Genomic DNA, 23,216 nt, shown 5'->3' with positions numbered 1-23,216 from the left:
CGAAGGGGCGCGGGGAACTGCGCGCCCGGCCCCGTACGGCCCGCAGCGCACGACGGCCGCCCGCCCGGGGCGCCAGGGGCATGCGTCGACCGCTGCCCCAGTGCGCGTGCACGCCGTGAAGGGGCGCGGGGAACTGCGCGCCCGGCCCCGTACGGCCCGCAGCGCACGACGGCCGCCCGCCCGGGGCGCCAGGGGCATGCGTCGACCGCTGCCCCTGGGCGCGTGCACGCCGTGAAGGGGCGCGGGGAACTGCGCGCCCGGCCCCGTACGGCCCGCAGCGCACGACGGCCGCCCGCCCGGGGGCGACAGAGGCATGCGTCGACCGCTGCCCCAGTGCGCGTGCACGCCGTGAAGGGGCGCGGGGAACTGCGCGCCCGGCCCCGTACGGCCCGCAGTGCACGACGGCCGTCCGCCCGGGGCGCCAGGGGCATGCGTCGACCGCTGCCCCAGTGCGCGTGCACGCCGTGAAGGGGCGCGGGGAACTGCGCGCCCGGCCCCGCACGGCCGGCAGTGCACCACACCCGCCCGCCCGGGGGCCCAGGACGCACGCGTCAACCGGCCCCCGGGCCGACCGCACGCCCCCTCCCCGCCGGGCGACGGCGATAGCATGCCCCCGTACGCGATCACCACCCGGAGGAGGCCGCATGTCAGGTGAGCCGCAGGACGACTGCCTGTTCTGCAAGATCGTCGAGAAGCACGTCCCGGCGACGATCGTGCGCGAGACCGAGACGACCCTCGCCTTCCGGGACATCAACCCGCAGGCGCCCACGCACGTCCTGGTGATCCCCAAGGCGCACCACAAGGACGCCGCCGCCCTCGCCGCCGAGGCGCCGCAGCTCGCCGCGGACGTCCTGCGCGAGACGCAGGCGGTCGCCGACCAGGAGAACCTGGAGAGCTACCGCGTCGTCTTCAACACCGGCAGCGGCGCCGGGCAGACCGTCTGGCACGCCCACGCGCACGTCCTCGGCGGCCGGGGCCTGCACTGGCCCCCCGGATAGGCCGCAGTGTCCGTCCGTGAACTGGTGGTCCTGGGCACCGCCAGCCAGGTCCCGACCCGGCACCGCAACCACAACGGCTACCTGCTGCGCTGGGACGGCGAGGGCCTCCTCTTCGATCCCGGCGAGGGCACCCAGCGCCAGATGCTGCGCGCCGGGGTGGCCGCCCACGACCTGAACCGGATCTGCGTCACGCACTTCCACGGCGACCACTGCCTCGGCCTGGCCGGTGTCATCCAGCGCGTCAACCTGGACAAGGTGCCGCACCCGGTCACCGCGCACTACCCGCGCTCCGGCCAGCGCTTCTTCGACCGGCTGCGGTACGCGACCGCCTACCGTGAGACGGTCGGCGTCACCGAGGCGCCCGTCGACACGGACGGACCCCTCGCCGTCACGAACACCTACACCCTCGAGGCCCGCAGGCTCTCGCACCCCGTCGAGTCGTACGGCTACCGCCTCGTCGAGCCCGACGGCCGCCGTATGCTGCCCGACCTGCTCGCCGCGCACGGCGTCAAGGGCCCGGACGTCGGCCGGATCCAGCGGGAGGGCGCGATCGGCGGGGTGTCGCTGGAGGACGTCAGCGAGGTGCGGCGCGGACAGCGCTTCGCGTTCGTCATGGACACACGGATGTGTGACGGGGTGCACGCGCTCGCCGACGGCTGCGACATGCTCGTCATCGAGTCGACCTTCCTGGACGACGACAGGGAACTCGCCATCGAGCACGGCCACCTGACGGCCGGCCAGGCGGCGGGGGTCGCGCGGGACGCCGGCGTACGGCATCTGGTGCTCACCCACTTCAGCCAGCGCTACTCCGATCCCGAGGAGTTCGAGCGGCAGGCGCGGGCGGCCGGTTTCGAGGGCCAGCTGACGGTGGCGCACGACCTCCTCCGGGTGCCGGTTCCGAAACGGCGGTAAAACCCCCGTACCATGCTTTGATGCCCCTCCCCAAAGCTGAACTGCACCTGCACATCGAAGGCACCCTGGAGCCGGAGCTGGCGTTCGCGCTCGCGGCCCGCAACGGCGTCGCCCTGCCGTACGCCGACACGGACGCGCTCCGCGAGGCGTACCGGTTCGAGGACCTCCAGTCCTTCCTGAACCTGTACTACGAGCTGATGGCGGTACTGCGCACCGAGCGGGACTTCGAGGACCTGGCCGACGCCTACCTCGCCCGGGCCGCCGCGCAGGGCGTGCGGCACGCCGAGATCTTCTTCGACCCGCAGGCCCACCTCTCCCGGGGCGTGGGGATGGGCACCGTCGTCGAGGGGCTGTGGCGGGCGCTCGGCAGCAGCGAGGAGCGGCACGGCGTCTCCACCCGGCTGATCCTGTGCTTCCTGCGCGACGAGTCCGCCGAGTCGGCGCTGGAGACGCTGGAGGCGGCCCGGCCGTACCTGGACCGAATCACCGGCGTCGGCCTGGACTCCGCCGAGGTCGGGCACCCGCCGGTGAAGTTCCGCGAGGTGTACGAGGCCGCCGCGGCGCTGGGCCTGCGACGGGTGGCGCACGCGGGGGAGGAGGGGCCGCCGGAGTACATCACCGAGGCCCTCGACGTGCTCGGCGTGGAGCGCGTCGACCACGGGCTGCGGTGCATGGAGGACCCGGCGCTGGTGGAGCGGCTGGTGCGGGAGCGGATCCCGCTGACGCTGTGCCCGCTGTCCAACGTCCGGCTGCGCACCGTCGACACCCTCGCCGACCACCCGCTGCCGGCGATGCTCGACGCCGGGCTGCTGTGCACGGTGAACTCCGACGACCCGGCCTACTTCGGCGGCTACGCCGGCGACAACTTCGACGCCGTACGGCGCACCCTGGGCCTGGGCGAGGACCGGTTGCGCGAACTCGCCCGCAACTCCTTCACCGCCTCCTTCCTTGAGGACGACGAGGAGCGGCGGGCTCGCTACCTGGCCGAGGTGGACGCCTACGTCTTCTAGCCGGCCCTTCTGCCGGCCGACCGCCTTTTCAAGCCGACAGCCTCTGCCGGCCGACCCCCTCTGCTAACCGACCCCCTGATGGATCCGGTCCACCAGGAGGTCGATGACGAGTGGCGTGCGCGGGCCGTAGCCGAGAAGCACGCCGTCCTCCAGGTCGACGACCCGGCGGTTCAGGCCGGCCGGGGTCTGGGCGATGCCCGGGATCCGGAGGAGGCCGTCGATGCCGCCGACCGACTCCAGGCCCTTGGTCATCATCAGGATGACGTCGGGCTGCGCCTGGGCCAGCGCCTCGGTGGTGATCGGGGTGAACGGCTTGTCCAGGCCCGCCGCCGTGCCCGCGTCCACCGCGCCGGCCGCCGCGAGCAGGGAGTCGGCGCCGGAGCCCTTGCCGCCGATGAGGTAGACGGCCGCGCTGCCGCGCATGTACAGGAACGCGACCTTGGGCCGGCTGCCCTTCGGCACGGCCGCGCGGGCCGCCGCCAGGTCGTCGCTCATCCGCCGGTTGAGCGCCCGGCCCGCCTCCGGCACCCCGAGGGCCTCGGCGATCCGGGTGGTGCGGGTGGTGACGTCGGACAGCTTCGTCGCCGGGTCGAGGACGACGACCGGGATCCCGGCGTCCCGGATCTGCTGCACGGCCTCCTTCGGCCCGGTGTCGGTGTCGGCGAGCACGACCGTGGGCCGCAGCGACAGCACGCTCTCCGCGCTCACGTCGTGCGCCTTGGTGACCTGGGGGAGCTTCTTCGCCTCCTCGAAGGTCGCCGTGATGTCCCGGCCGACGACCCGGTCGCCGAGCCCGAGCGTGAACACGGTCTCCGCGACGCCCCCGTTGAGCGGGAGGATGCGCGAGGCGTCGGAGACGGTGACCCGGCGGCCGTCGGAGGAGTCGACGGTGACCGGCAGCTCCGGTGCCGGGGGCGCGCCTTCGAGCGGTACGACCGTGTTCTTCGCGAGCTGCGCCGCGGCCGCGGCGGCCCGCGCGCTCGCGGACGCCGGGGACGCCTGGGAGGCGCCGCCGGTCCCCGTGGTGCCGCCCGCGCACGCCCCGGTCAGCAGGGCGAGGGCCACTCCGAGGGCGGCGAGACGGCCCCGTGCGGGGCGTCCGCCGGACCGCTCTCTCCGGGATGCGCGCATGATCTTCCTTCCCCTCATCTGGCACACAGTCAGCGAATAGTTTAGGTTAGCCTTCCCTTAGTTTCTGGTGGTGGGGGTGTGCCATGACATCGGCAAGTGGCCTGCGCGGCCACGGAGTTGGCTGTTTCCTCGCGGTCGCCTCGGCGTCCGTCCTGCTGCTCACGGCCGCACCGGCCGGGGCGGCGGGCGCGTCGGCGACGGGCCCCGAGGGGCAGAAACTCACCGTGTCCCGGTCGTCCGGACTCGACCCGGCGGGCGAGACGGTCACCGTGACCGGCTCCGGCTACGACACCGAGAAGGGCATCTACGTGGCCTTCTGTGTGGACAACGGGGCCGGGAAGACGCCCACGCCCTGCGTCGGCGGCGTCGACATGTCCGGCGAGTCCGGCGCCTCCGTCTGGATCTCCTCCGACCCGCCCTCCTACGGCGAGGGCCTGGCGAAGCCCTACGGCGGCAGCGCGCACCAGGGCACCTTCAGCGTGCGGATCAAGGTGCGCGGCGAGGACGCCAACACCGACTGCACCGCCACCGGGGTCACCTGCGCCGTCATCACGCGCAACGACCACACCCGGGGCGGGGACCAGAGCCAGACGGTCCGCATCCCCGTGACGTTCGCCGCCGCGGGCGGCACGCGGAGCGGCTCCGGCTCGGGCTCCGGCTCCTCCGCGACGGCGACGCCGGGCGCGAGCGCGACGCCCACGGCGGGCACGACCGGCGGGTCCGGTGACGGCGGCACCACCAAGGCCTCCGACGGCTCCATGGCCGGCACCGGCTCCGGCCTCGCGCTGCCCCTCGGGCTCACCGCGGCCGCGCTGGTCGCGGCCGGCGCCGGGAGCCGGATCTGGGCCCGCGGGCGGCGGCGCTCCGCCGGCTCCTCCACGAACTGACACGACCCCATCTCCCGGAGGGAGAACCGAAGATGCTGAAGAGACCCGGCGCCGTCGCCGCCCTGGCGGCCGGCGCCCTGTTCGCGCTGGGCTGTCCGTGGACGGCGGCGGCGACGGCGGTGGCGGTGGCGACGACGGTGGCACAAGACGGGGCCGCCGGCGAGTCCCGCGAGGTGTCCGGCGGATACGTGAACTGGTCCGTGTCCGCAGGGGACCTGGCCGGGCGGGGCGTCTCGCTGGCGGTCACCGCGCCCGCCTCCCGGGCGGCAGGGCAGGCCCGGTTCCCGGCCGTGGACGGCACCGTCGCCGCCGAAGGCGGCTCCGCCGACGTCGGACTGGGCGGCGCGGCGCGTCTCGGCGGACCCGCGGACCGCCCGCTCGTCCTCGCCGGACTGCGTCTGGAACTGGCCGGCGGCGAGGGCGCGCTGCACGCCCGTACGGTCGTCGACGGGCGGGCGCGGGAGCTGGAACTGGCCGAGGTGGCCGCCTCCGGCGCCGGGCCCGCCGTACGGGCGGCCGGGGTGACCTGGACCGGTCTGCGGGCCGTGCTCACCGAGGAGGGGGCCGCGCTGCTGTCCGCCTGGAGCGGGAGCCCGTTCGCCGTGGGGGACGGACTCGGCGCGTTCGACGTGACGGTCGGCACCGCGTCCGGTGCCCCCTCCGGCACGGTGGCGAGTGACGCCCCCGGGCCCGCCTCCGGTACGGCGGCCGGCGGATCTCCGCAGACGGCGGCGGGCTCCGGGGCGTCGCAGCCCGCCGGGCAGGGGAAACCCGTGGCGCCCGCCGCCGCCGTGGCCCGCGCCACCCTGGCCGCGGGCGGGGAGCAGACCGTCACGGGCACCGGGTTCACGCCCGGCGCGGTGGTCCTCGTCGCGATCGACGGCGACACGCGCTACCAGGCGGTCGCCGACGCCGGGGGCGATGTCGGCCGGACCTTCCCCGTGTACGCCGGTGCCGTCGAGGGCGAGCACACGGTGGAGCTGACGGCCGTGAGCGGTGAGCGGGCCGTCGTGAGCGCCCGGTTCGAGGTCGAAGCGCCGCACTGACGGCCGTGGAAGCCGTCTGCACAGGCACACAGGAGCGGGCCGCCGGTCCGCTCCCCGGCATGCCCGGAAGGCGGGTTTCCGCAGGTGGGGGCGGGTTTTTGCGATCCGTTGACAAGCGCCCACAGCTCGTACTTAGGTATGCCTTACCTAAGTTCGGCTCCTCGACGGAAAAGGTTCCCGCCATGAGAGTCCCCACCGCCCGCACCGCCGCCCGTGCCGGCCTCGCCGCGGCCGCCTCCGCCGCGCTCACCCTGGGCCTGGCGACCTCCGCCTCCGCCGCCACCGCGACCCGCACGATCGTCGACGGCGGCACCACCTACACCCTGTCGGTGACCGCCCCGGGCACGGCCTCCGCGGCCGGCCAGGTCATCAACGTCACCGGCTCCGGCTTCAACACGGGCCAGGGCATCTACGTCGGCCTGTGCGTGGTCGACGGGGCGCCCGGCGCGAACAAGCCGACCCCGTGCCTCGGCGGCCAGGACGAGGACGGCTCGACCGGCGCCTCGCACTGGGTCAACAACCTCTTCGGCGGGCTCTTCGCCAACAGCTCCACGTTCGGCGCCGGCGGCACCTTCGACGTGGACATCTACGTCAAGGCCACCCTCGACGACGGCAGCGTCTGCGGCCAGGACGTCGAGTGCGCCGTCGTCACCCGCGCGGACCACTTCGACAGCGGCGACCGCAAGTACGACGTCCACGTCCCGATCACCTTCCAGTGACCGCCGGTTGACCGGCCGTCGGGCCGGGCCCTGCGCACCGGGGCCCGGCCCGACGGCGTCCGGCGGCACTCGACCAGTGAGGAACACTCCCATGCAGCTCAGACGCCCGGTGGCGCTCCTCGGCGCCGCCGCGCTCGTGGCCGCCGCGGCGACCGCCGTCACCACCGGCACGGCCGCCCGGGCCTCCGACACCCCGAGGACCGCCCTCGGCGCCCACGGCCAGAAGCTCACCGTGTCCGCCTCCGCGAACCTCGACCCGGACGGCGAGAAGCTCCGCGTCACCGGCTCCGGCTACGACGACTCCAAGGGCATCTACGTCGCCGTCTGCAAGGACAACGGCGACGGCCGCATCCCCACCCCGTGCCTCGGCGGCGCCGACCAGAGCGGGACCAGCGGCACCTCGGCGTGGATCATCCCCGCGGACGCCTCCGACGAGGGCGCGGGCACGGTCGCCGTCCGCTGGGGCGCGGGCGGCACCTTCGACGTCGAACTCGGCGTCAAGGCGCGGGACGGCGGCCTCGACTGCCTCCAGGTCGCCTGCTCGGTCGTCACCCGCGTCGACCACAACGCCGCCGGCGACCGCTCCCAGGACGTCCGGATCCCCCTCGCCTTCCAGGGCCAGGAACCCGGCGACGGCGGTGGCGGCGGTGACGGCGTGGACGTCCCGCCGGGCACCGTCAGCTATGTGCAGGCGGACGAGAAGGAGTTCGCCACCACCAACGCCGGCCGCCCGCTGGACCTCCTGCTGCACCCCGACTCGGGGAAGCTGTACGTCGGCGCGGACAACATCCCCGACACCTCCGACGTGGCCGAGCAGGGCCTGTACGTCCTGGACGCCGCGAACGGCACGGCCCTCGGCCACATCGCCCAGGCCCCCGGGGCGAACGGCGCGATGGCCGCCCGCGTGGTCCGCCGGATCGTCGCCCCCCTCCCCGGCGACGGCGTGGTCTTCCACTACCCGCTGCGCGGCATCGGCACCGCCAGGTCCGGCGACACGACGGCGCGGGGCATCTGGGCCGACGGCGCCTCGTACACCGGCGTCGGCCAGGACGCCGACACCTCCACCGTCCTGATCGCGGCGGGCCCCGAGCTGCGCCGCGTCGACCTCGCCACCGGCACCGTCGAGGACACGGTCACCCTGGAGGGCGGGAGCGAGCTCGGCGTGGACGCCGCCCACGGCGCCGCCTGGTCCGTCGGCACCGACGGGGGCCAGCCGGTGCTGCGCCGCGTCGACACCACGACCTTCGACGTCACCGCCACGGCCGAGCTCCCCGCCGACGTCCTCACCTTCGTCGAGCCGGACCCGGCGACCGGCAACGTCTGGGTGGGCAACGGGACCTCCGTGCTCGTCTTCGACCGGAACGCCGAGCCGATCGCCACCCTCACGGGCGAGGACCGTGCCATGGCGGCGGCCTTCGACCGGGCCACCGGACGGGCCTTCGTGCTGCGCGAGGACGTCTCCGACGGCACCACCGACGACACCGGATCGCTCGCGATCCTCGACAGCGCGACCTTCCGGCCGGCCGCCGACGCGGTCCCGCTGCCGGGCAGCGTCAGGGTGGGCACCTACGCCGGCGTCGCCGTCACCCCCGGCGCCACGTCCGTCTACCTCACCAGGGCGGCCGAGAGCAAGGTCCTCCGGTACGACCTGCGGATGTCCCCCGAGGTCACCCAGGCCCCCACCGACCGGACCGCCGCCCCCGGCGACGAGGTCACGTTCGTCGCGGCCGCCGAGGGCACCCCCGCGCCGACCGTGAGCTGGCAGGTCAGCCCGGACGGCGGCCAGACCTGGGCCACGATCGAGGGCGCGACGCAGAACGCGTACTCCTTCACCGCGAAGGCGGCGCACGACGGCTACGCCTACCGCGCCGAGTTCGGGAACACCGCGGGCACCACCCGCACCACGCCGATCACCCTGACCGTCACGGACACCGGCGGCACCGGCGAGACCGGCGGCGGCGACGGCGAGGACACCGAGCCGTCCGGCACCAGGACCGTCACCGGCACGGGTGGCCAGAAGCTCACCGTGACCCCGGTCAACAACCTCGCCACCGAGGACCAGGTCCTCAAGGTCACCGGCTCCGGCTACGACATCGAGAAGGGCATCTACGTCGCCCTCTGCGTCGACAACGGCGACGGCGAACTGCCCACGCCCTGCATCGGCGGCGTCGACATGACCGGCGGCTCGCACAGCTCGGCGTGGATCTCCTCCGCCCCGCCGGACTACGGCGAGGGCCTGGCGACCCCGTACGGCACCGGCGGCACCTTCTCGGTCGAGCTGACCGTCGACGCCGAGGACGCGTACACGGACTGCTTCGAGGCGACGTGCGTCCTGGCCACCCGTGCCGACCACACGCTCTCCGGCGACCGCTCCCAGGACGTGAAGGTCCCGGTCGCCTTCGTCGGCCAGGACCCGGTCGACACGGACGACGGCACGAGCACCGGCGGCACGTCCGCGGGCTCGTCGGGCGGCACCTCCGGCGGGACGTCCGAGGGCACGTCCGGCGGCACGGGGTCGGCGGCCGGCGGCACGGCCGCCTCCGGTGGCACCGGCACGACGGGCGGCACGTCCGCCACGGCCGCCACCGGCGGCAGCCTCGCCTCGACCGGCGCCACGATCGGTACGGCGGCCGCCGCGGCGGCCCTGCTCACGGCGGCGGGCTGGTACCTCCACCGCCGTGCCCGGGCACCCCGCCGCGGCCACTGACCCCGGCCGCCACCGCCCGGCCCCGGCACGGCACCGCCGTCCGGGGCCGGCCACGTGTCCGGTACCGGGGGAACGCCGTTCAGGCCCCGGGCCCCGCGCCGACCCCGGCCCGGCGTGGACCGGCCGTGTCGTAGGCGTCGCGGGCGGGCCGGGCGGGGGCGGGGACCGGGATGTCGACGACCTGCTGCTCGGGGGCGCCGATCTGGGGGACCGAACCGTGGGGGGTGCCGGTGGACGCGGCGACCACGGCGGCCGGGGTGCCGCCCCGGCGGCGGACCGTGCCCGGCAGCAGGGGGCGGCCCGCGGTGTGCAGGGCCACCGCGGTCAGCGGCACGGCCACGACCAGCAGCCCCGCACCCAGCACGAGCCCCATCACCGGGAACCCGGCCCGGGCCGACAGCAGGCTGCCGGTGAGCGGGCCCGCCGCCGTCCCCAGCGAGGAGGCCGAGCCGACCAGCACCGCCCAGCGCCCCCGCGGGTCGAGCGAGGCGGCCAGGCCGATGAGGTACGACAGGACGACGGGGTACAGCGCGTTCCAGGCGATCTCGCCGGCGGCGAAGCTCGCCAGTCCCGTCGCCGACGCGCTCACCGCGACGCACCCGGCGATCAGCACGGTCCCGCCGCCGATGGGCACGGCCCGCCCCAGCCGGGGCCCCAGCGCGCCCGCGCCGAGGACGCCCAGCAGTCCGGCGCCGAGCGCCACGGCGAACACGGCGCCCACGGTGGCCTCGCCGAGGTGGGCCTGCGTCAGGCCGATCCGCCCGCTGACGCCCCACAGGGCGTTCTGCACGAGGGACCAGCAGGGCATCGCCGCGACCAGGACCAGACCGGAGCGCAGGTGGGGCGGGCGGCGCGCGCCGCCGGTGCCGGACCGGGCCGGGACGTCGGCCGTGGCCCGCGGGAGCCGGCCGGTCAGCGGCCACACCGCGAGCGCGGTGAGCGCGATCGCGGCCAGCGGCTGCCCGTGGCCCCCGCCCAGGTGCGGGACCGTCAGATAGACGACGCCCGCGAGCGCGGAGACGGACAGCAGGCCGAGCGAGGAGGCGCGGTGCGGGTCGGGCTGGGCGGCGATGCGGGTGGCGGCGACCGTGGTGGCCGTACCGGAGCCGAAGCCGCCGAGGACGGCGCCCGCGACGACGGCCGGGACGCTCCCGGCGAGCGCGGCCCCGCCGTACCCGACGACGGCGAGCGCCAGTCCGGCCCGGGCCAGGGTCCGCGCCCCGATCCGTTCGACGCGGGAGGCCAGGGCGAAACCGGCGGAGGCCGAACTCAGCAGCAGCGCGCTGCCGACGGCACCGGCCTGTGTGGCGGACAGCGGCAGTCCGACATCCAGCCGGCCCACCACCGTGGGCAGCAGATAGGGAGCGAGGTACCCGGCCGTGAAGAGGGCGACGAGGGGCCAGGGAGTGGTGCGGGGGGAGAACACGGGCGTTCCAGGGCGTGCGAAAGGAGCGGCTCGAGACCGGAGGAAGGGGGAGGGCGCCGACCGTCGACGGACAGGAACGCGCGGGCAATTTGTATCAAGCACGTAGTGCGAGCAGAAGCGCGGGTCCCGTGATCTGGATCACTTCATGGTTTGCGGTGCGGAAGGGCGGGTAAACGTGCCGCGGCTAACGCCAGTTGACGGCCCCGCCCGCCCCCGGCGCCCTGGCCTCGATCTTCGCCCTGATCTCCCGCATCACCACGACGATCCGTTCCTCGTGCTCCGGCGTCAGCCGGGCCACCGGTACCGAGCAGCTGACCGCGTCCTGCGCGGGCACCTCGTAGCGCAGCGCGAACCCGAAGCCGACGATGCCGGTGACGCCCTCCTCGCGGTCGACCGCGTAGCCGCGCGCGCGGATCTCCGCGAGGTCCGCCGCCAGCGAGGCGCGGTGGGTGTGCGAGCGCGGGGTGAGCGCCTCGTACGGGCCCTCGGGCAGCTCCCCGTCGGGGCGTTCGGCCAGCAGCGCCTTGCCGAGGGCGCCCACGTGGGCGGGCAGCCGCCGGCCGACGCGGCTGATGGTGCGCAGGTACGCGTGCGACTCGCGCGTCGCCAGGTATGCCACGTCCCGCCCGTCCAGCCGCCCCAGGTGGATCGTCTCGCCCAACTCGTCCGACGCCTCGTCGAGGTACGGTCGCACCAGCCGGACCCGCGGGTCGGAGTCGAGGTAGCTCGTGCCGGTCAGCAGGGCGTGGATGCCGATGCCGTAGAGCGAGCCGGTGGCGTCCGTCCGCACCCAGCCCCGGCCGATCAGCGTTTGCAGCAGCGCGTACATCGAGCTGCGTGGCACGCCCAGTTCGTCGGCCAGTTCCTGCAACCGCGCCGGGCGGTCGCCCCGCGCCGCGAGCAGTTCCAGCAGCTCGACCGTGCGCGCGGCCGACTTCACCTCACGGACGCCGCCCCCGCCTGCCGTCTCCGCCATGCGCCGATCGTAAGCCGCCGCCTGGGACCCATTGACCGGGCGCGGTGCGCCTACCTACCCTCCATCTTCGTATGTGGATGGCGTCTACGTGGGGAGACGGACCCCGCTGGCCGCACCGGAAGAACCCGCTCACCGCCGGACCCGCCCTCGGAGGAGCCGCCCCGTGAACCTCACCGTCACCGACGTCCGCCTCACGCCGATCCTCGTCGCCGACCCGCCGCTGCTCAACACCCAGGGCGTGCACCAGCCGTACACCCCCCGGCTGATCGTGGAGGTGGAGACGGCCGACGGCGTCACCGGCGTCGGCGAGACGTACGGCGACACCAAGTACCTGGAGCTGGCCCGGCCGTTCGCCGAGCGGCTGAAGGGGCGCCAGGTCAGCGACCTCAACGGTCTGTTCACCGTCGCGGACGAGCTGGCCGTCGACCGGTCCCGGGTCCTCGGCCAGGTGGACGTGGGCGGCCTGCGCGGCGTCCAGACGGCCGACAAGCTGCGGCTCTCCGTCGTCTCCGGCTTCGAGGTCGCCTGCCTCGACGCCCTCGGCAAGGCGCTCGGGCTGCCCGTGCACGCGCTGCTCGGCGGCAAGGTGCGCGACGCCGTCGAGTACAGCGCGTACCTCTTCTACAAGTGGGCCGGCCACCCCGAGGGCGTGGCCGGCGAGCAGGACGACTGGGGCCCCGCACTCGACCCGGCCGGCGTCGTCGAGCAGGCCCGCAGGTTCACCGAGCGCTACGGCTTCACCTCCTTCAAGCTCAAGGGCGGCGTCTTCCCGCCCGACGAGGAGATCGCCGCCGTCCGCGCCCTCGCCGAGGCCTTCCCCGGACACCCGCTGCGCCTCGACCCCAACGGCGCCTGGTCCGTGGAGACCTCGCTGAAGGTGGCGCGGGAGCTGGGCGACGTCCTGGAGTACCTGGAGGACCCCGCGCTCGGCATCCCCGCCATGGCCGAGGTCGCCCGGGAGACCGGCGTGCCGCTCGCCACCAACATGTGCGTGACGACCTTCGCCGAGATCCAGGAGGCGTTCACCAGGGACGCCGTGCAGGTCGTCCTCTCCGACCACCACTACTGGGGCGGACTGCGCAACACGCAGCAGCTCGCCGCGGTCTGCCGCACCTTCGGCGTCGGCGTCTCCATGCACTCCAACACCCACCTGGGCATCAGCCTGGCCGCGATGACCCACGTCGCCGCCACCGTGCCGAACCTCCACCACGCCTGCGACTCCCACTACCCCTGGCAGTCGGAGGACGTCCTGACCGAGCGCCTCACCTTCACCGGCGGCAAGGTCGCCGTCACGGACACGCCCGGTCTCGGCGTCGAACTGGACCGCGAGAAGCTGCGGGTCCTCCACCAGCGCTGGCTCGACGACGACGGCGCGCTGCGCGAGCGCGACGACACGGCCGCGATGCGCGTCGCCGACCCCGCCTGGGTCACCCCCGCCGTCCCCCGCTGGTGAATTCCCCCCTCCGCTGCACTGCCCTGCCCACGATCGGAGCCGCTCGTGTCAGCAGTCCCCCCGGCACCACCCGCCCCCATGGAACACCCACCGGCCGTACGGTCGGCGATCCGCAAGATCTTCCGCCGCGTGGTCCCGCTGTTCTTCGTGATGTTCGTCGCGAACTACATGGACCGCGTGAACCTGGGCTTCGCCCAGGACGAGCTGCGGGCCGATGTCGGACTGTCGGCCGCCGCGTTCGGCCTCGGCGCCGGCGTCTTCTTCCTCGCGTACGCCCTCTTCGAAGTCCCCTCCGCCCTGCTGATGGAGCGGTTCGGCGCCAAGGTCTGGCTCACCCGGATCATGATCAGCTGGGGTGTCGTCGCCACCGCGATGGCCTTCGTCGACAGCGCGGGCATGTTCTACGCCCTGCGCTTCCTGCTCGGCGTCGCCGAGGCCGGCTTCTTCCCCGCCGTCATCCTCTACCTCACCCGCTGGCTCCCCGACTCCCACCGCGGCCGCGCCACCTCGGTCTTCCTGATGGGCTCGGGCACGGCGACCGTCGTCGTCGGACCGGTCTCCGGCGCGCTGATGGAGATGCACGGCGTCTGGGGCCACGCCGGCTGGCAGTGGATGTTCTTCGTCGAGGGGGTCTTCTCCGTCGTCCTCGGCTTCGTCGTCCACCGCTTCCTCGACTCCGGCGTCGACACGGCCGACTGGCTCACGACGGAGGAGAAGCGCGGCCTGGCCGAGGTCATCGACGCCGAGCAGGAGGCGCGCGGCACCGCCCGGTCCCGCGTCTCCCGCTGGAGACTGCTGGCCGACCCCCAGATGCTGCTCTTCCTGTGGATCTACTTCGCCATCAACGTCGCCCTGTACGCCGTCACCTTCTGGCTGCCGTCGATCGTGGCCGACATCGGCGGACTCAGCTCCTTCCAGGTGGGCCTGCTGACGGCGGTGCCCTGGCTGTGCGCGATCGCCTCGGTCCACGTCAGCGGCCGGGTCTCCGACCGCGTCGGCAAGCGGCGCCCGGTCCTCGTCACGCTCCTCGTCCTCGGCGGCTGCGGCACCCTCCTCGCCGTGTTCGTGTCGCCGTGGGCCGGCCTCGGCGCCCTCTGCCTGGCCGCCGTGGGCTTCAAACCGGCGTCCCCGATCTTCTGGACCATCCCGCAGAGCTGTCTGGACGCCCGCGCCGCCGCACCGGGCATCGCGTTGATCAACTCCATCGGCAACCTGGGCGGCTTCGTCGCCCCGACCGCCTTCGGCGTCATCGAGGACGCGACCGGCTCCACCCGCGGCGGCCTGGTCGGCCTCACGGTCGTCGGCTTCCTCGCCGCGCTCAGCGTCCTGCTGGTGCGGGGCGGCGGCCGCAACGACCGCGTCCGCACCCGCTCGGCGAGGACCCCGAAGGCCCCGAAGACCCCGGGGACCCCGGTGCGGGCCACGGACCCGGTGCCCGGCGCCGGCCCGGGCACCGCTCGCCCCACGCTCCCGAGCCCCGCGACCGGCTGACCCGGCACGCCCCGCCGCCACCGCTCCTCTCCGACGCCGCCACCGCGCCCGTAGCCCCCGCGACGCCGCCACCGCGCCCGCCTCCACCCCCCCCACCCCCCGCCCCGCTCCCGGAAGCGTCCCCCACGCGGCTCCCCGTCCGTGTGACGCACGGCGTGTCGTCACCGGCGTGGTGCACACTGGCCAGATCCCCACCACGCCAGGGAGCGCACCGTGACCGCGTCCACCACGTCCACCGGAGAGGGACACCACCACCACCGGACCCGCCGGGCCGCCCGGGTCGACCCGCTGGCCGCCCTGCGCGCCCCCGGCGACCCGCCCCGGGACGTCTACCTGACCGGCACCGTCTTCCTCGACATCGTCTTCACCGGGCTCGACTCCGCCCCGGTGCGCGGGACCGAGTCCTGGGCCCGCGGGATGGGGTCGAGCCCCGGCGGCGTCGCCAACATGGCCACCGCCCTGGCCCGCCTGGGCCTGCGCACCTCCCTCGCGGCCGCGTTCGGCGACGACCACTACGGCGAGTACTGCTGGGACGCCCTCGAACAGGGCGAGGGCATCGACCTGACGGCCTCGCGCACCGTCCCCGGCTGGCACTCCCCGGTCACCGTCTCCATGGCCTACGAGGGGGAACGCACGATGGTCTCGCACGGCCACGAGCCGCCCCCCGAGGAACCCGCCCCCGCGCACCCGCCGTTCGCCCGGGCCGCCGTCGCCTCCCTCACCCCCGGCGAGCGCGCCCCCTGGATCGCCCAGGCCGCGAGCCGCGGCACCCGGGTCTTCGCCGACGTCGGCTGGGACGACACCGGCGCCTGGGACCTCGCGGGCCTCGCCGACCTGGAGCACTGCGAGGCCTTCCTGCCGAACGCCGAGGAGGCCATGCGCTACACCGGCGCGAGCTGCCCGCGCGCCGCGGCCCACGCCCTCACCGAGCACGTACCGCTCGCGGTCGTCACGCTCGGCGCGGACGGCGCCTACGCGGTGGACCGCCGGACGGGCGAGACCGCCGAGGTCCCGGCGATCGCCGTGGAGGCCCTGGACCCCACCGGCGCGGGCGACGTCTTCGTGGCCGGCTTCGTCACCGGCACCCTCGCGGGATGGCCGCTCGCCGACCGCCTCGCCTTCGCCGGACTCACCGCCGCCCTCTCCGTCCAGGAGTTCGGCGGCTCCCTCTCCGCCCCCGGCTGGTCCGAGATCGCCGCCTGGTGGCGCAAGGTGCAGTCGGTCGAGGGCCAGGACCCCGGCGCGCTGCGCCGCTACGCGTTCCTGGAGGCCCTGCTCCCGCACGAGGAGACGGCACCCTGGCCGCTGCGCCGGGCGGTCCCGACGATCGGCTTCCGCCGCTCGGCATAGAAGCTGTCCGTACGAAAAGCCCTACGGCGTTGTCAGCCCCCTGGCGTACCCTTGAACTCGCCAGGCCGCCCTCGTGGCAGGCGAGACGCATCCGGGAGGACGTAGAGGCCTTCGGGCCGGCCTATGACTCAGACACCCACAGCTCACACGCCCGCGCAGGGCAAGGCGAGAGCACAGTTCACCGTTCCCGCCCAGCACCCCATGGTGACCGTGCTGGGATCCGGCGACTCCCTCCTGCGCGTGATCGAGACGGCTTTCCCGGCGGCCGACATCCACGTCCGGGGCAATGAGGTCAGCGCGGTCGGCGACCCGCGGGAAGTCGCCATGATCCAGCGCCTGTTCGACGAGATGATGCTGGTGCTCCGCACCGGGCAGCCGATGACGGAGGACGCAGTGGAACGCTCGATCGCCATGCTGCGGGCGAGCGAGAACGGGACGAGCGACGGCCAGGAGACCCCGGCCGAGGTACTGACGCAGAACATCCTGTCCTCGCGTGGCCGCACCATCCGCCCCAAGACCCTGAACCAGAAGCGGTACGTCGACGCGATCGACAAGCACACGATCGTCTTCGGCATCGGCCCCGCGGGCACGGGCAAGACCTACCTGGCCATGGCCAAGGCGGTCCAGGCCCTCCAGTCCAAGCAGGTCAACCGCATCATCCTGACCCGTCCGGCGGTCGAGGCGGGGGAGCGGCTGGGCTTCCTGCCCGGCACCCTCTACGAGAAGATCGACCCCTACCTGCGCCCGCTGTACGACGCGCTGCACGACATGCTGGACCCGGACTCGATCCCGCGCCTGATGGCGGCGGGGACCATCGAGGTCGCGCCGCTCGCATACATGCGGGGAAGAACCCTTAATGATGCTTTCATCATCCTGGACGAGGCTCAGAACACGAGCCCCGAGCAGATGAAGATGTTCCTCACCCGCCTCGGCTTCGACTCCAAGATCGTCATCACGGGTGACGTGACCCAGGTCGACCTGCCCAACGGCACCAAGTCCGGTCTGCGCCAGGTCCAGGACATCCTGGAGGGCCTGGAGGACGTGCATTTCTCGCGCCTGTCGTCCCAGGACGTCGTCCGGCACAAGCTGGTGGGCCGTATCGTCGACGCGTACGAGATGTACGACAGCACGCACGGCACCGAGAACGGCACCCACAAGGGCGGCCGGGGCAGGCAGTCCGGGCACAAGGGGAAGTAGACCGAGCACGACCATGTCGATCGACGTCAACAACGAGTCCGGAACCGAGGTCGACGAGCAGGCGATCCTCGACATCGCCCGCTACGCGCTGACACGGATGCGCATCCACCCGCTCTCCGAGCTCTCGGTGATCGTCGTGGACGCCGACGCCATGGAGCAGCTGCACATCCAGTGGATGGACCTGCCGGGGCCGACGGACGTCATGTCCTTCCCGATGGACGAACTGCGTCCGCCGTCGAAGGACGACGACGAGCCCCCGCAGGGCCTGCTGGGCGACATCGTGCTGTGCCCGGAGGTCGCCACCCGGCAGGGGGCCGAGGCCCCGACCAAGCACTCCATGGACGAGGAACTCCAGCTGCTCACCGTCCACGGCGTGCTGCACCTGCTGGGCTACGACCACGAGGAGCCCGACGAGAAGGCCGAGATGTTCGGCCTCCAGGCGGCCATCGTGGACGGCTGGCGCGCGGAGAAGGGCCTGACCGGCCCGTCCCCGGCCCCGACCGTGTCATGAGCGCGACCCTCGTGGCCGGGGCGATCGCCCTGGTCGTCGTCGCGTGGCTCGCCGCCTGTGCGGAGGCGGGCCTCGCGCGCGTCTCCAGCTTCCGCGCCGAGGAGGCCGTCCGCTCCGGCCGCCGCGGCAGCGCCCGGCTCGCCCAGGTCGCCGCCGACCCCACCCGCTACCTCAACGTGGCGCTGCTGGTCCGTGTGGCGTGCGAGATGGCGGCGGCCGCGCTCGTCACCTACGCCTGCCTGCGGGAGATCGACGGCACCGCCCCCGCCCTGCTGGCCGCGATCGGCGTGATGGTCCTCGTCAGTTACGTCGCGGTCGGCGTCTCCCCGCGCACCATCGGCCGCCAGCACCCGCTGAACACGGCGACGGCCGCCGCGTACGTCCTGCTGCCGCTCGCGCGGATCATGGGCCCGATCCCGTCCCTGCTCATCCTCATCGGCAACGCGCTCACGCCCGGCAAGGGCTTCCGGCGCGGCCCGTTCGCCTCCGAGGCGGAGCTGCGCGCGCTGGTCGACCTCGCCGAGAAGGAGTCGCTGATCGAGGACGACGAGCGGCGCATGGTCCACTCCGTCTTCGAGCTGGGCGACACCCTCGTCCGCGAGGTGATGGTCCCGCGCACCGACCTGATCGTCATCGAGCGCTACAAGACCATCCGCCAGGCCCTCACCCTCGCCCTGCGCTCCGGCTTCTCCCGCATACCCGTCACCGGGGAGAGCGAGGACGACATCGTCGGGATCGTCTACCTGAAGGACCTGGTCCGCAAGACGCACATCAGCCGCCACGCGGAGAGCGAGCTGGTCTCGACGGCGATGCGGCCCGCGGCCTTCGTGCCCGACACCAAGAACGCCGGCGACCTGCTGCGCGAGATGCAGCGGGACCGCAACCACGTCGCCGTCGTCATCGACGAGTACGGCGGCACCGCCGGCATCGTCACCATCGAGGACATCCTCGAGGAGATCGTCGGCGAGATCACCGACGAGTACGACCGTGAACTCCCGCCCGTCGAGAAGCTCGGCGAGGACCGCCACCGGGTCACCGCCCGCCTCGACATCACCGACCTCGGCGAGCTGTACGGCCTGGAGGAGTACGACGACGAGGACGTGGAGACCGTCGGCGGCCTCCTCGCCAAGGCGCTGGGCCGGGTGCCGATCGCCGGGGCGTCGAGCGTCGTCGAACTGCCCGACGGGCGCGAGCTGCGGCTGACGGCGGAGGCCGCGGCCGGCCGCCGGAACAAGATCGTGACGGTGCTGGTGGAGCCGGTGGCCCCGGTGGTGGCCGGCGACGGGGAGAAACCGGAGTGACCCCCGGGGAGCTGCGCGCCCGCTGCCTGGCCTTCCCCGCGGCCGAGGAGGACTTCCCCTTCCGGCCGGAGATCTCGGTCTTCAAGGTGCGGGGCAGGCTCTTCGCCCTGACGAGCCTCGACGCGCGGCCCCTGACCGTCAACCTCAAGTGCGACCCCGAGGACGCGGTCCGGCTGCGTGCCGAGCACCCCGGTCTCATCGTCCCCGGCTACCACATGAACAAGCGGCACTGGAACACCGTGACCGTGGACGGCGGCCTCGCCGACCGTCTGGTCCGTGAGCTGATCGAGGACTCCTACGACCTGGTCGTCGCCGGTCTGCCGCGCGCCGAGCGCCTCCGCCTCGACCGCCCCTGACCGGGCGGCGTGGCGGGGAGCACCCGTGCCCGGACGGCGGCCGCGCCGCTTTCGTATGCTCGGGGCATGACCGACACCCACGAGCTCGACCCCGAGGACCGCAAGATCGTCACCCTGGCCCGTTCGGCACGGGCCCGCAACGGTGTGCCCGAGGGCGCCGCCGTACGGGACGAGACCGGCCGTACGTATGTCGCCGGGACCGTCGACCTGCCGTCGCTGAAGCTGAGCGCGGTGCAGACGGCGGTGGCGATGGCCGTGGCGTCGGGGGCGAAGGCGCTGGAGGCGGCGGCGGTCGTGACGGACGCCGGCACCGCGTCCGACGCGGACCGGGCCGCCGTCGCGGACCTGGGCGGTCCGGGCACCCCGGTGCTGGTGGCCGGGCCCGACGGAGTCGTCCGGCTGACCGTGACCGCGGGCTGAGGACGACCGAGGGCTGAGGGCGACCGAGGGCTGAGGCGACCGCGGCCCGGAGCGCGTCAGCCCGCAGCGCGTCGGCTCAGAGCGCGTCGGGTCCGCGCTCGCCGGTGCGCACCCGTACGACCGTCTCGACCGGCAGGGCCCACACCTTCCCGTCGCCGATCTTCCCCGTCTGCGCGGCGCGGACGATCGCGTCGATCACGGCGTCGGCGTCCGCGTCCTCGACGACGACCTCGATGCGGACCTTCGGCACCAGGTCGACCTGGTACTCGGCGCCGCGGTACACCTCGGTGTGCCCGCGCTGCCGGCCGTAGCCGCTGGCCTCGGTGACGGTCAGACCCTGCACGCCCATCTCCTGGAGGGCGGTCTTGACCTCGTCGAGGCGGTACGGCTTGACGATCGCGGTGATGAGCTTCATGCCTGCGTCTGTGCCTTCTGGGCGGAGGGGAGGGGGTGGGCGCCGACCGGGGCACCGTGGCCCAGGACGCCGTGATCGTATGCCGTCTCGGCGTGCACCGTAAGGTCCAGGCCGGTGTGCTCCTGCTCCTCGTCCGCGCGGAACCCGATCGCCTTGTCGAGCAGCTTGCCGATGCCGTACGTCACGAGGAAGGCGTACGCCCCGACGACGGCGACGGCCACCAGCTGCTTGCCGAGCTGGGCGAGCCCGCCGCCGTACAGCAGGCCCTCCGGGCCGCCGGTCATCGACTCCACCGCGAAGACGCCGATGAGGAGGGTGCCGATGATCCCGCCGACCAGGTGGACGCCGACGACGTCCAGGGAGTCGTCGTAGTTCAGCTTGAACTTCCAGCTCACCGCGTACGAGCAGACGGCGCCGGCGGCGAGGCCGACGACCAGGGCGCCCAGCAGGGAGACGGAGCCGCAGGACGGCGTGATCGCGACCAGGCCGGCGACGGCGCCGGAGGCCGCGCCCAGGGTGGTGGGGTGCCCGTCGCGCTTCTGCTCGACGAAGAGCCAGCCGAGCAGGCCGGTGCAGCCCGCCGCGAGGGTGTTGAGGAACGCGGCCGCCGCGAGGCCGTTCGCGCCGAGGGCCGAGCCCGCGTTGAAGCCGAACCAGCCGAACCAGAGCAGTCCCGCGCCCAGCATGACCATGGGGAGGTTGTGCGGGCGCATCGCGTCCTTCTTGAACCCCAGGCGCGGGCCGAGGACCAGGCACAGCGCCAGACCGGAGGCACCCGAGGTGATCTCCACGGGGAGGCCGCCGGCGAAGTCGAGGGCGCCGAGCCGGCTCGCGATCCAGCCGCCCGGGCCCCACACCCAGTGGGTCACGGGAACGTATACGAGGAGTGCCCAGACGGGGACGAAGACCAGCCAGGCCCCGAATTTCGCCCGGTCCGCGATCGCGCCGCTGACCAGGGCGGCCGTGAGGATCGCGAAGGTGAGCTGGAAGGTGGCGAAGAGCAGGGTGGGCACGGTCCCCTGGACGCTGTCCGGTCCGATCCCGGCCATTCCGGCGTGTTCCAGGCCGCCGATGAGACCGCCGCCCGCGTCGTCGCCGAAGGCGAGGGAGTAGCCGGCCGCCAGCCACACCACCGTGACCAGCGCGATCGACACGAAGCTCATCATCAGCATGTTCAGGACGCTCTTCGTGCGGACCATGCCGCCGTAGAACAGGGCGAGGCCCGGCGTCATCAGCAGGACGAGGGCGGTGGCGGCGAGCAGCCAGGCGGTGTCGCCGGTGTCGATCGGCGCGGCGAGGGTCACGGTCGTCTCCAACGGGGTGGGGGCTCGTCCGAGACTCACGGCACGGCGTTTCCGGATGTGTACGGGTGTGTTTCCGTGACGTTTCGTTGCGTACGGGTTTCCGTCACCTCACGCCCGGTGACGGGTCCGGGCGGTGGTGCGGCGGGGCTTCGGGGATCAGGGAGAATGGGCGGCATGAGCGTTCGTACCCAGTCATCCGAACAGCCGGCCGAGGCCGCCCACCGGGCCGGTTTCGCCTGTTTCGTGGGCCGTCCCAACGCGGGCAAGTCCACCCTCACGAACGCTCTGGTCGGAAAGAAGGTGGCGATCACCTCCAACCGTCCGCAGACGACCCGGCACACCGTGCGGGGCATCGTGCACCGGCCCGACGCCCAGCTGATCCTGGTGGACACCCCGGGCCTGCACAAGCCGCGCACGCTGCTGGGCGAGCGGCTGAACGACGTCGTCCGCACCACCTGGGCCGAGGTCGACGTGATCGGCTTCTGCCTGCCCGCCGACCAGAAGCTCGGCCCCGGCGACCGCTTCATCGCCAAGGAGCTGGCCGGGATCAAGCGGACGCCGAAGGTCGCGGTCGTCACCAAGACCGACCTGGTGGACGGCAAGGCGCTGGCCGAGCAGCTCATCGCGATCGACCAGCTCGGCAAGGAGCTGGGCATCGAGTGGGCGGAGATCGTGCCCGTCTCGGCGGTCGGCGACCGGCAGGTCGAGCTGCTGGCGGACCTGCTGATCCCGATGCTGCCGAAGAGCCCGCCGCTGTACCCCGAGGGCGACCTCACCGACGAGCCCGAACAGGTGATGGTGGCCGAGCTGATCCGCGAGGCGGCGCTGGAGGGCGTGCGCGACGAGCTGCCGCACTCCATCGCGGTGGTCGTGGAGGAGATGCTGCCGCGCGGGGACCGTCCGGCGGACAAGCCGCTGCTCGACATCCACGCGAACATCTACATCGAGCGCCCCAGCCAGAAGGGCATCATCATCGGCCCGAAGGGCCGCCGGCTGAAGGACGTGGGCATCAAGTCCCGCAAGCAGATCGAGGCGCTGCTGGGCACGCCCGTCTTCCTGGACCTGCACGTGAAGGTCGCCAAGGACTGGCAGCGGGATCCCAGGCAGTTGCGCAAGCTGGGCTTCTGAGCGCGGTTCTCGCCCACCCGCCCGCCCGTCTCGGTCGGCCGAGCGGTGACCGTCGCCCCGGGGCTGCGCCCCGGCCCCCGTGCGGGGCTGCGCCCCGCCTTTGCCCACCCGCCCGTCTCGGTCGGCCGAGCCGTGACCGTCGTCCCCGGGCTGCGCCCGGCCCCCCCCGCGGTCACCCGGGTACAGGAGGGCGGCCGGTCACGCTCCCTCCTTCAGTACCCGGGAGATCAGTCTCCGCTGTTCCTGGGTGAGCCGGGGGTCGGCGGTGTACACCGTTCTGCCGTCCACGGTGATCTGGTAGCTGAAGCCGTCCGGGACGCCGACGGGGGGCGCGCTCCGGCCGGCGGCGACCGCCTGTTCGGCCAGGGCGTGCCACTCGGCGGCGTCGGGCCGGCCCGCGGTGTCCACCTCGGCCCGGCGCTCGACGCCCGCGAACCCGCCCGTACGCCTCACCTGAATACGCATGGGTCCTGTCTAG

The 23,216-nt window shown here is 73.8% G+C and carries 22 protein-coding genes; 16 read left to right on the top strand and 6 right to left on the bottom strand.

The window, feature by feature from the left end; all coding sequences use genetic code 11:
- The first annotated feature begins 644 nt into the window (after positions 1 to 644).
- From ACFYWQ_RS03105 to ACFYWQ_RS03095, 3 genes are read left to right on the top strand one after another with little or no spacing between them, the layout of a single operon-like run.
- Positions 645 to 998 (top strand): histidine triad nucleotide-binding protein, encoded by a 354-nt coding sequence (locus ACFYWQ_RS03105; RefSeq protein ID WP_385065081.1) that lies wholly within the window; start codon positions 645 to 647, stop codon positions 996 to 998.
- 6 nt (positions 999 to 1,004) lie between these two features.
- Positions 1,005 to 1,910: a ribonuclease Z gene (locus tag ACFYWQ_RS03100; protein ID WP_389512237.1), complete on the top strand. Its 906-nt coding sequence runs from the start codon at positions 1,005 to 1,007 to the stop codon at positions 1,908 to 1,910.
- A 20-nt stretch (positions 1,911 to 1,930) separates the two neighbouring features.
- Positions 1,931 to 2,920, top strand: a complete 990-nt coding sequence (locus ACFYWQ_RS03095) for an adenosine deaminase (RefSeq protein ID WP_389512235.1) — start codon at positions 1,931 to 1,933, stop codon at positions 2,918 to 2,920.
- Between the two features lie 63 nt (positions 2,921 to 2,983).
- Here ACFYWQ_RS03095 and ACFYWQ_RS03090 read toward each other — a convergent pair whose 3' ends face one another.
- Entirely contained in the window at positions 2,984 to 4,051 is a 1,068-nt protein-coding gene (locus ACFYWQ_RS03090) for a hemin ABC transporter substrate-binding protein (RefSeq protein ID WP_389512233.1), read from the bottom strand.
- A gap of 83 nt (positions 4,052 to 4,134) precedes the next feature.
- Here ACFYWQ_RS03090 and ACFYWQ_RS03085 point away from each other — a divergent pair, with 83 nt between their 5' ends.
- From ACFYWQ_RS03085 to ACFYWQ_RS03070, 4 genes are all read left to right on the top strand, one after another.
- Complete coding sequence (locus ACFYWQ_RS03085; protein WP_389512231.1) at positions 4,135 to 4,938, top strand: hypothetical protein; 804 nt, start codon at positions 4,135 to 4,137, stop codon at positions 4,936 to 4,938.
- 32 nt (positions 4,939 to 4,970) lie between these two features.
- Positions 4,971 to 5,984 carry an HtaA domain-containing protein gene (locus ACFYWQ_RS03080; protein ID WP_389512229.1) on the top strand — a complete coding sequence of 338 codons (1,014 nt, stop codon included), beginning with the start codon at positions 4,971 to 4,973 and terminating at the stop codon, positions 5,982 to 5,984.
- 182 nt (positions 5,985 to 6,166) lie between these two features.
- Positions 6,167 to 6,703, top strand: a complete 537-nt coding sequence (locus tag ACFYWQ_RS03075) for a hypothetical protein (protein ID WP_389512227.1) — start codon at positions 6,167 to 6,169, stop codon at positions 6,701 to 6,703.
- Between the two features lie 91 nt (positions 6,704 to 6,794).
- Positions 6,795 to 9,410: an immunoglobulin I-set domain protein gene (locus ACFYWQ_RS03070; protein WP_389512225.1), complete on the top strand. Its 2,616-nt coding sequence runs from the start codon at positions 6,795 to 6,797 to the stop codon at positions 9,408 to 9,410.
- Positions 9,411 to 9,489: 79 nt separating this feature from the next.
- On the opposite strand, the gene ACFYWQ_RS03065 is transcribed toward ACFYWQ_RS03070, so the two are convergent.
- Entirely contained in the window at positions 9,490 to 10,836 is a 1,347-nt protein-coding gene (locus ACFYWQ_RS03065; protein ID WP_389512223.1) for an MFS transporter, read from the bottom strand.
- Between the two features lie 184 nt (positions 10,837 to 11,020).
- A complete protein-coding gene (locus tag ACFYWQ_RS03060) occupies positions 11,021 to 11,812 on the bottom strand; it encodes an IclR family transcriptional regulator (RefSeq protein ID WP_389512221.1) in 792 nt (263 codons plus the stop codon).
- A 163-nt stretch (positions 11,813 to 11,975) separates the two neighbouring features.
- Between ACFYWQ_RS03060 and ACFYWQ_RS03055 the strand changes: the two genes are divergently transcribed.
- The 8 genes from ACFYWQ_RS03055 to ACFYWQ_RS03020 all read left to right on the top strand — a co-directional run bounded on the left by ACFYWQ_RS03055 (position 11,976) and on the right by ACFYWQ_RS03020 (position 19,891).
- On the top strand, positions 11,976 to 13,265 hold the full coding sequence (locus ACFYWQ_RS03055) for a glucarate dehydratase family protein (protein WP_389512218.1): 1,290 nt from the start codon (positions 11,976 to 11,978) through the stop codon (positions 13,263 to 13,265).
- Positions 13,266 to 13,343: 78 nt separating this feature from the next.
- Positions 13,344 to 14,756, top strand: coding sequence for an MFS transporter (locus ACFYWQ_RS03050; protein ID WP_389512216.1), 1,413 nt, complete (start codon positions 13,344 to 13,346; stop codon positions 14,754 to 14,756).
- 213 nt (positions 14,757 to 14,969) lie between these two features.
- Positions 14,970 to 16,106 (top strand): carbohydrate kinase family protein, encoded by a 1,137-nt coding sequence (locus tag ACFYWQ_RS03045; RefSeq protein ID WP_389512214.1) that lies wholly within the window; start codon positions 14,970 to 14,972, stop codon positions 16,104 to 16,106.
- Between the two features lie 123 nt (positions 16,107 to 16,229).
- A complete protein-coding gene (locus tag ACFYWQ_RS03040; protein ID WP_389512211.1) occupies positions 16,230 to 17,303 on the top strand; it encodes a PhoH family protein in 1,074 nt (357 codons plus the stop codon).
- A 13-nt stretch (positions 17,304 to 17,316) separates the two neighbouring features.
- Positions 17,317 to 17,814, top strand: coding sequence for an rRNA maturation RNase YbeY (gene ybeY / locus ACFYWQ_RS03035; RefSeq protein WP_389512209.1), 498 nt, complete (start codon positions 17,317 to 17,319; stop codon positions 17,812 to 17,814).
- Positions 17,811 to 19,115: a hemolysin family protein gene (locus tag ACFYWQ_RS03030; RefSeq protein ID WP_389512207.1), complete on the top strand. Its 1,305-nt coding sequence runs from the start codon at positions 17,811 to 17,813 to the stop codon at positions 19,113 to 19,115. Before ybeY ends, ACFYWQ_RS03030 begins: the two co-directional genes overlap by 4 nt.
- Complete coding sequence (locus tag ACFYWQ_RS03025; protein WP_389512205.1) at positions 19,112 to 19,471, top strand: MmcQ/YjbR family DNA-binding protein; 360 nt, start codon at positions 19,112 to 19,114, stop codon at positions 19,469 to 19,471. Before ACFYWQ_RS03030 ends, ACFYWQ_RS03025 begins: the two co-directional genes overlap by 4 nt.
- Before the next feature lie 66 nt (positions 19,472 to 19,537).
- A complete protein-coding gene (locus ACFYWQ_RS03020) occupies positions 19,538 to 19,891 on the top strand; it encodes a cytidine deaminase (protein ID WP_389512204.1) in 354 nt (117 codons plus the stop codon).
- Between the two features lie 76 nt (positions 19,892 to 19,967).
- Here the strand turns inward: ACFYWQ_RS03020 and ACFYWQ_RS03015 are convergent, their stop codons facing one another.
- Both ACFYWQ_RS03015 and ACFYWQ_RS03010 read right to left on the bottom strand, forming a co-directional pair.
- Positions 19,968 to 20,306, bottom strand: coding sequence for a P-II family nitrogen regulator (locus tag ACFYWQ_RS03015; protein ID WP_389512202.1), 339 nt, complete (start codon positions 20,304 to 20,306; stop codon positions 19,968 to 19,970).
- On the bottom strand, positions 20,303 to 21,622 hold the full coding sequence (locus tag ACFYWQ_RS03010; RefSeq protein ID WP_389512866.1) for an ammonium transporter: 1,320 nt from the start codon (positions 21,620 to 21,622) through the stop codon (positions 20,303 to 20,305). Before ACFYWQ_RS03010 ends, ACFYWQ_RS03015 begins: the two co-directional genes overlap by 4 nt.
- A 162-nt stretch (positions 21,623 to 21,784) precedes the next feature.
- Between ACFYWQ_RS03010 and era the strand changes: the two genes are divergently transcribed.
- The gene (gene era / locus ACFYWQ_RS03005) at positions 21,785 to 22,738 is read left to right on the top strand and encodes a GTPase Era (RefSeq protein ID WP_389512200.1); all 954 of its coding nucleotides are present in this window, start codon (positions 21,785 to 21,787) and stop codon (positions 22,736 to 22,738) included.
- 198 nt (positions 22,739 to 22,936) lie between these two features.
- Here era and ACFYWQ_RS03000 read toward each other — a convergent pair whose 3' ends face one another.
- Complete coding sequence (locus tag ACFYWQ_RS03000; RefSeq protein ID WP_389512198.1) at positions 22,937 to 23,203, bottom strand: protealysin inhibitor emfourin; 267 nt, start codon at positions 23,201 to 23,203, stop codon at positions 22,937 to 22,939.
- Between the last annotated feature and the right edge of the window lie 13 nt (positions 23,204 to 23,216).

The sequence above is a fragment of the Streptomyces sp. NPDC003247 genome, from assembly GCF_042888135.1.
In the GTDB taxonomy this organism is placed as follows: domain Bacteria; phylum Actinomycetota; class Actinomycetes; order Streptomycetales; family Streptomycetaceae; genus Streptomyces.
This window is presented reverse-complemented; position numbering and strand designations above follow the sequence as displayed.

Excerpts from the sequence above, each read along its gene's own strand:
- ACFYWQ_RS03020 (WP_389512204.1), top strand. The coding sequence starts at position 19,538 with ATGACCGACACCCACGAGCTCGACCCCGAGGACCGCAAGATCGTCACC.
- ACFYWQ_RS03095 (WP_389512235.1), top strand. The coding sequence starts at position 1,931 with ATGCCCCTCCCCAAAGCTGAACTGCACCTGCACATCGAAGGCACCCTG.
- ACFYWQ_RS03090 (WP_389512233.1), bottom strand. The coding sequence starts at position 4,051 with ATGCGCGCATCCCGGAGAGAGCGGTCCGGCGGACGCCCCGCACGGGGC.
- ACFYWQ_RS03050 (WP_389512216.1), top strand. The coding sequence starts at position 13,344 with ATGGAACACCCACCGGCCGTACGGTCGGCGATCCGCAAGATCTTCCGC.
- ACFYWQ_RS03015 (WP_389512202.1), bottom strand. The coding sequence starts at position 20,306 with ATGAAGCTCATCACCGCGATCGTCAAGCCGTACCGCCTCGACGAGGTC.
- ACFYWQ_RS03105 (WP_385065081.1), top strand. The coding sequence starts at position 645 with ATGTCAGGTGAGCCGCAGGACGACTGCCTGTTCTGCAAGATCGTCGAG.
- ACFYWQ_RS03080 (WP_389512229.1), top strand. The coding sequence starts at position 4,971 with ATGCTGAAGAGACCCGGCGCCGTCGCCGCCCTGGCGGCCGGCGCCCTG.
- ACFYWQ_RS03040 (WP_389512211.1), top strand. The coding sequence starts at position 16,230 with ATGACTCAGACACCCACAGCTCACACGCCCGCGCAGGGCAAGGCGAGA.
- ACFYWQ_RS03070 (WP_389512225.1), top strand. The coding sequence starts at position 6,795 with ATGCAGCTCAGACGCCCGGTGGCGCTCCTCGGCGCCGCCGCGCTCGTG.
- ACFYWQ_RS03060 (WP_389512221.1), bottom strand. The coding sequence starts at position 11,812 with ATGGCGGAGACGGCAGGCGGGGGCGGCGTCCGTGAGGTGAAGTCGGCC.
- ACFYWQ_RS03030 (WP_389512207.1), top strand. The coding sequence starts at position 17,811 with ATGAGCGCGACCCTCGTGGCCGGGGCGATCGCCCTGGTCGTCGTCGCG.
- ybeY (WP_389512209.1), top strand. The coding sequence starts at position 17,317 with ATGTCGATCGACGTCAACAACGAGTCCGGAACCGAGGTCGACGAGCAG.
- ACFYWQ_RS03075 (WP_389512227.1), top strand. The coding sequence starts at position 6,167 with ATGAGAGTCCCCACCGCCCGCACCGCCGCCCGTGCCGGCCTCGCCGCG.
- ACFYWQ_RS03085 (WP_389512231.1), top strand. The coding sequence starts at position 4,135 with ATGACATCGGCAAGTGGCCTGCGCGGCCACGGAGTTGGCTGTTTCCTC.
- ACFYWQ_RS03000 (WP_389512198.1), bottom strand. The coding sequence starts at position 23,203 with ATGCGTATTCAGGTGAGGCGTACGGGCGGGTTCGCGGGCGTCGAGCGC.
- era (WP_389512200.1), top strand. The coding sequence starts at position 21,785 with ATGAGCGTTCGTACCCAGTCATCCGAACAGCCGGCCGAGGCCGCCCAC.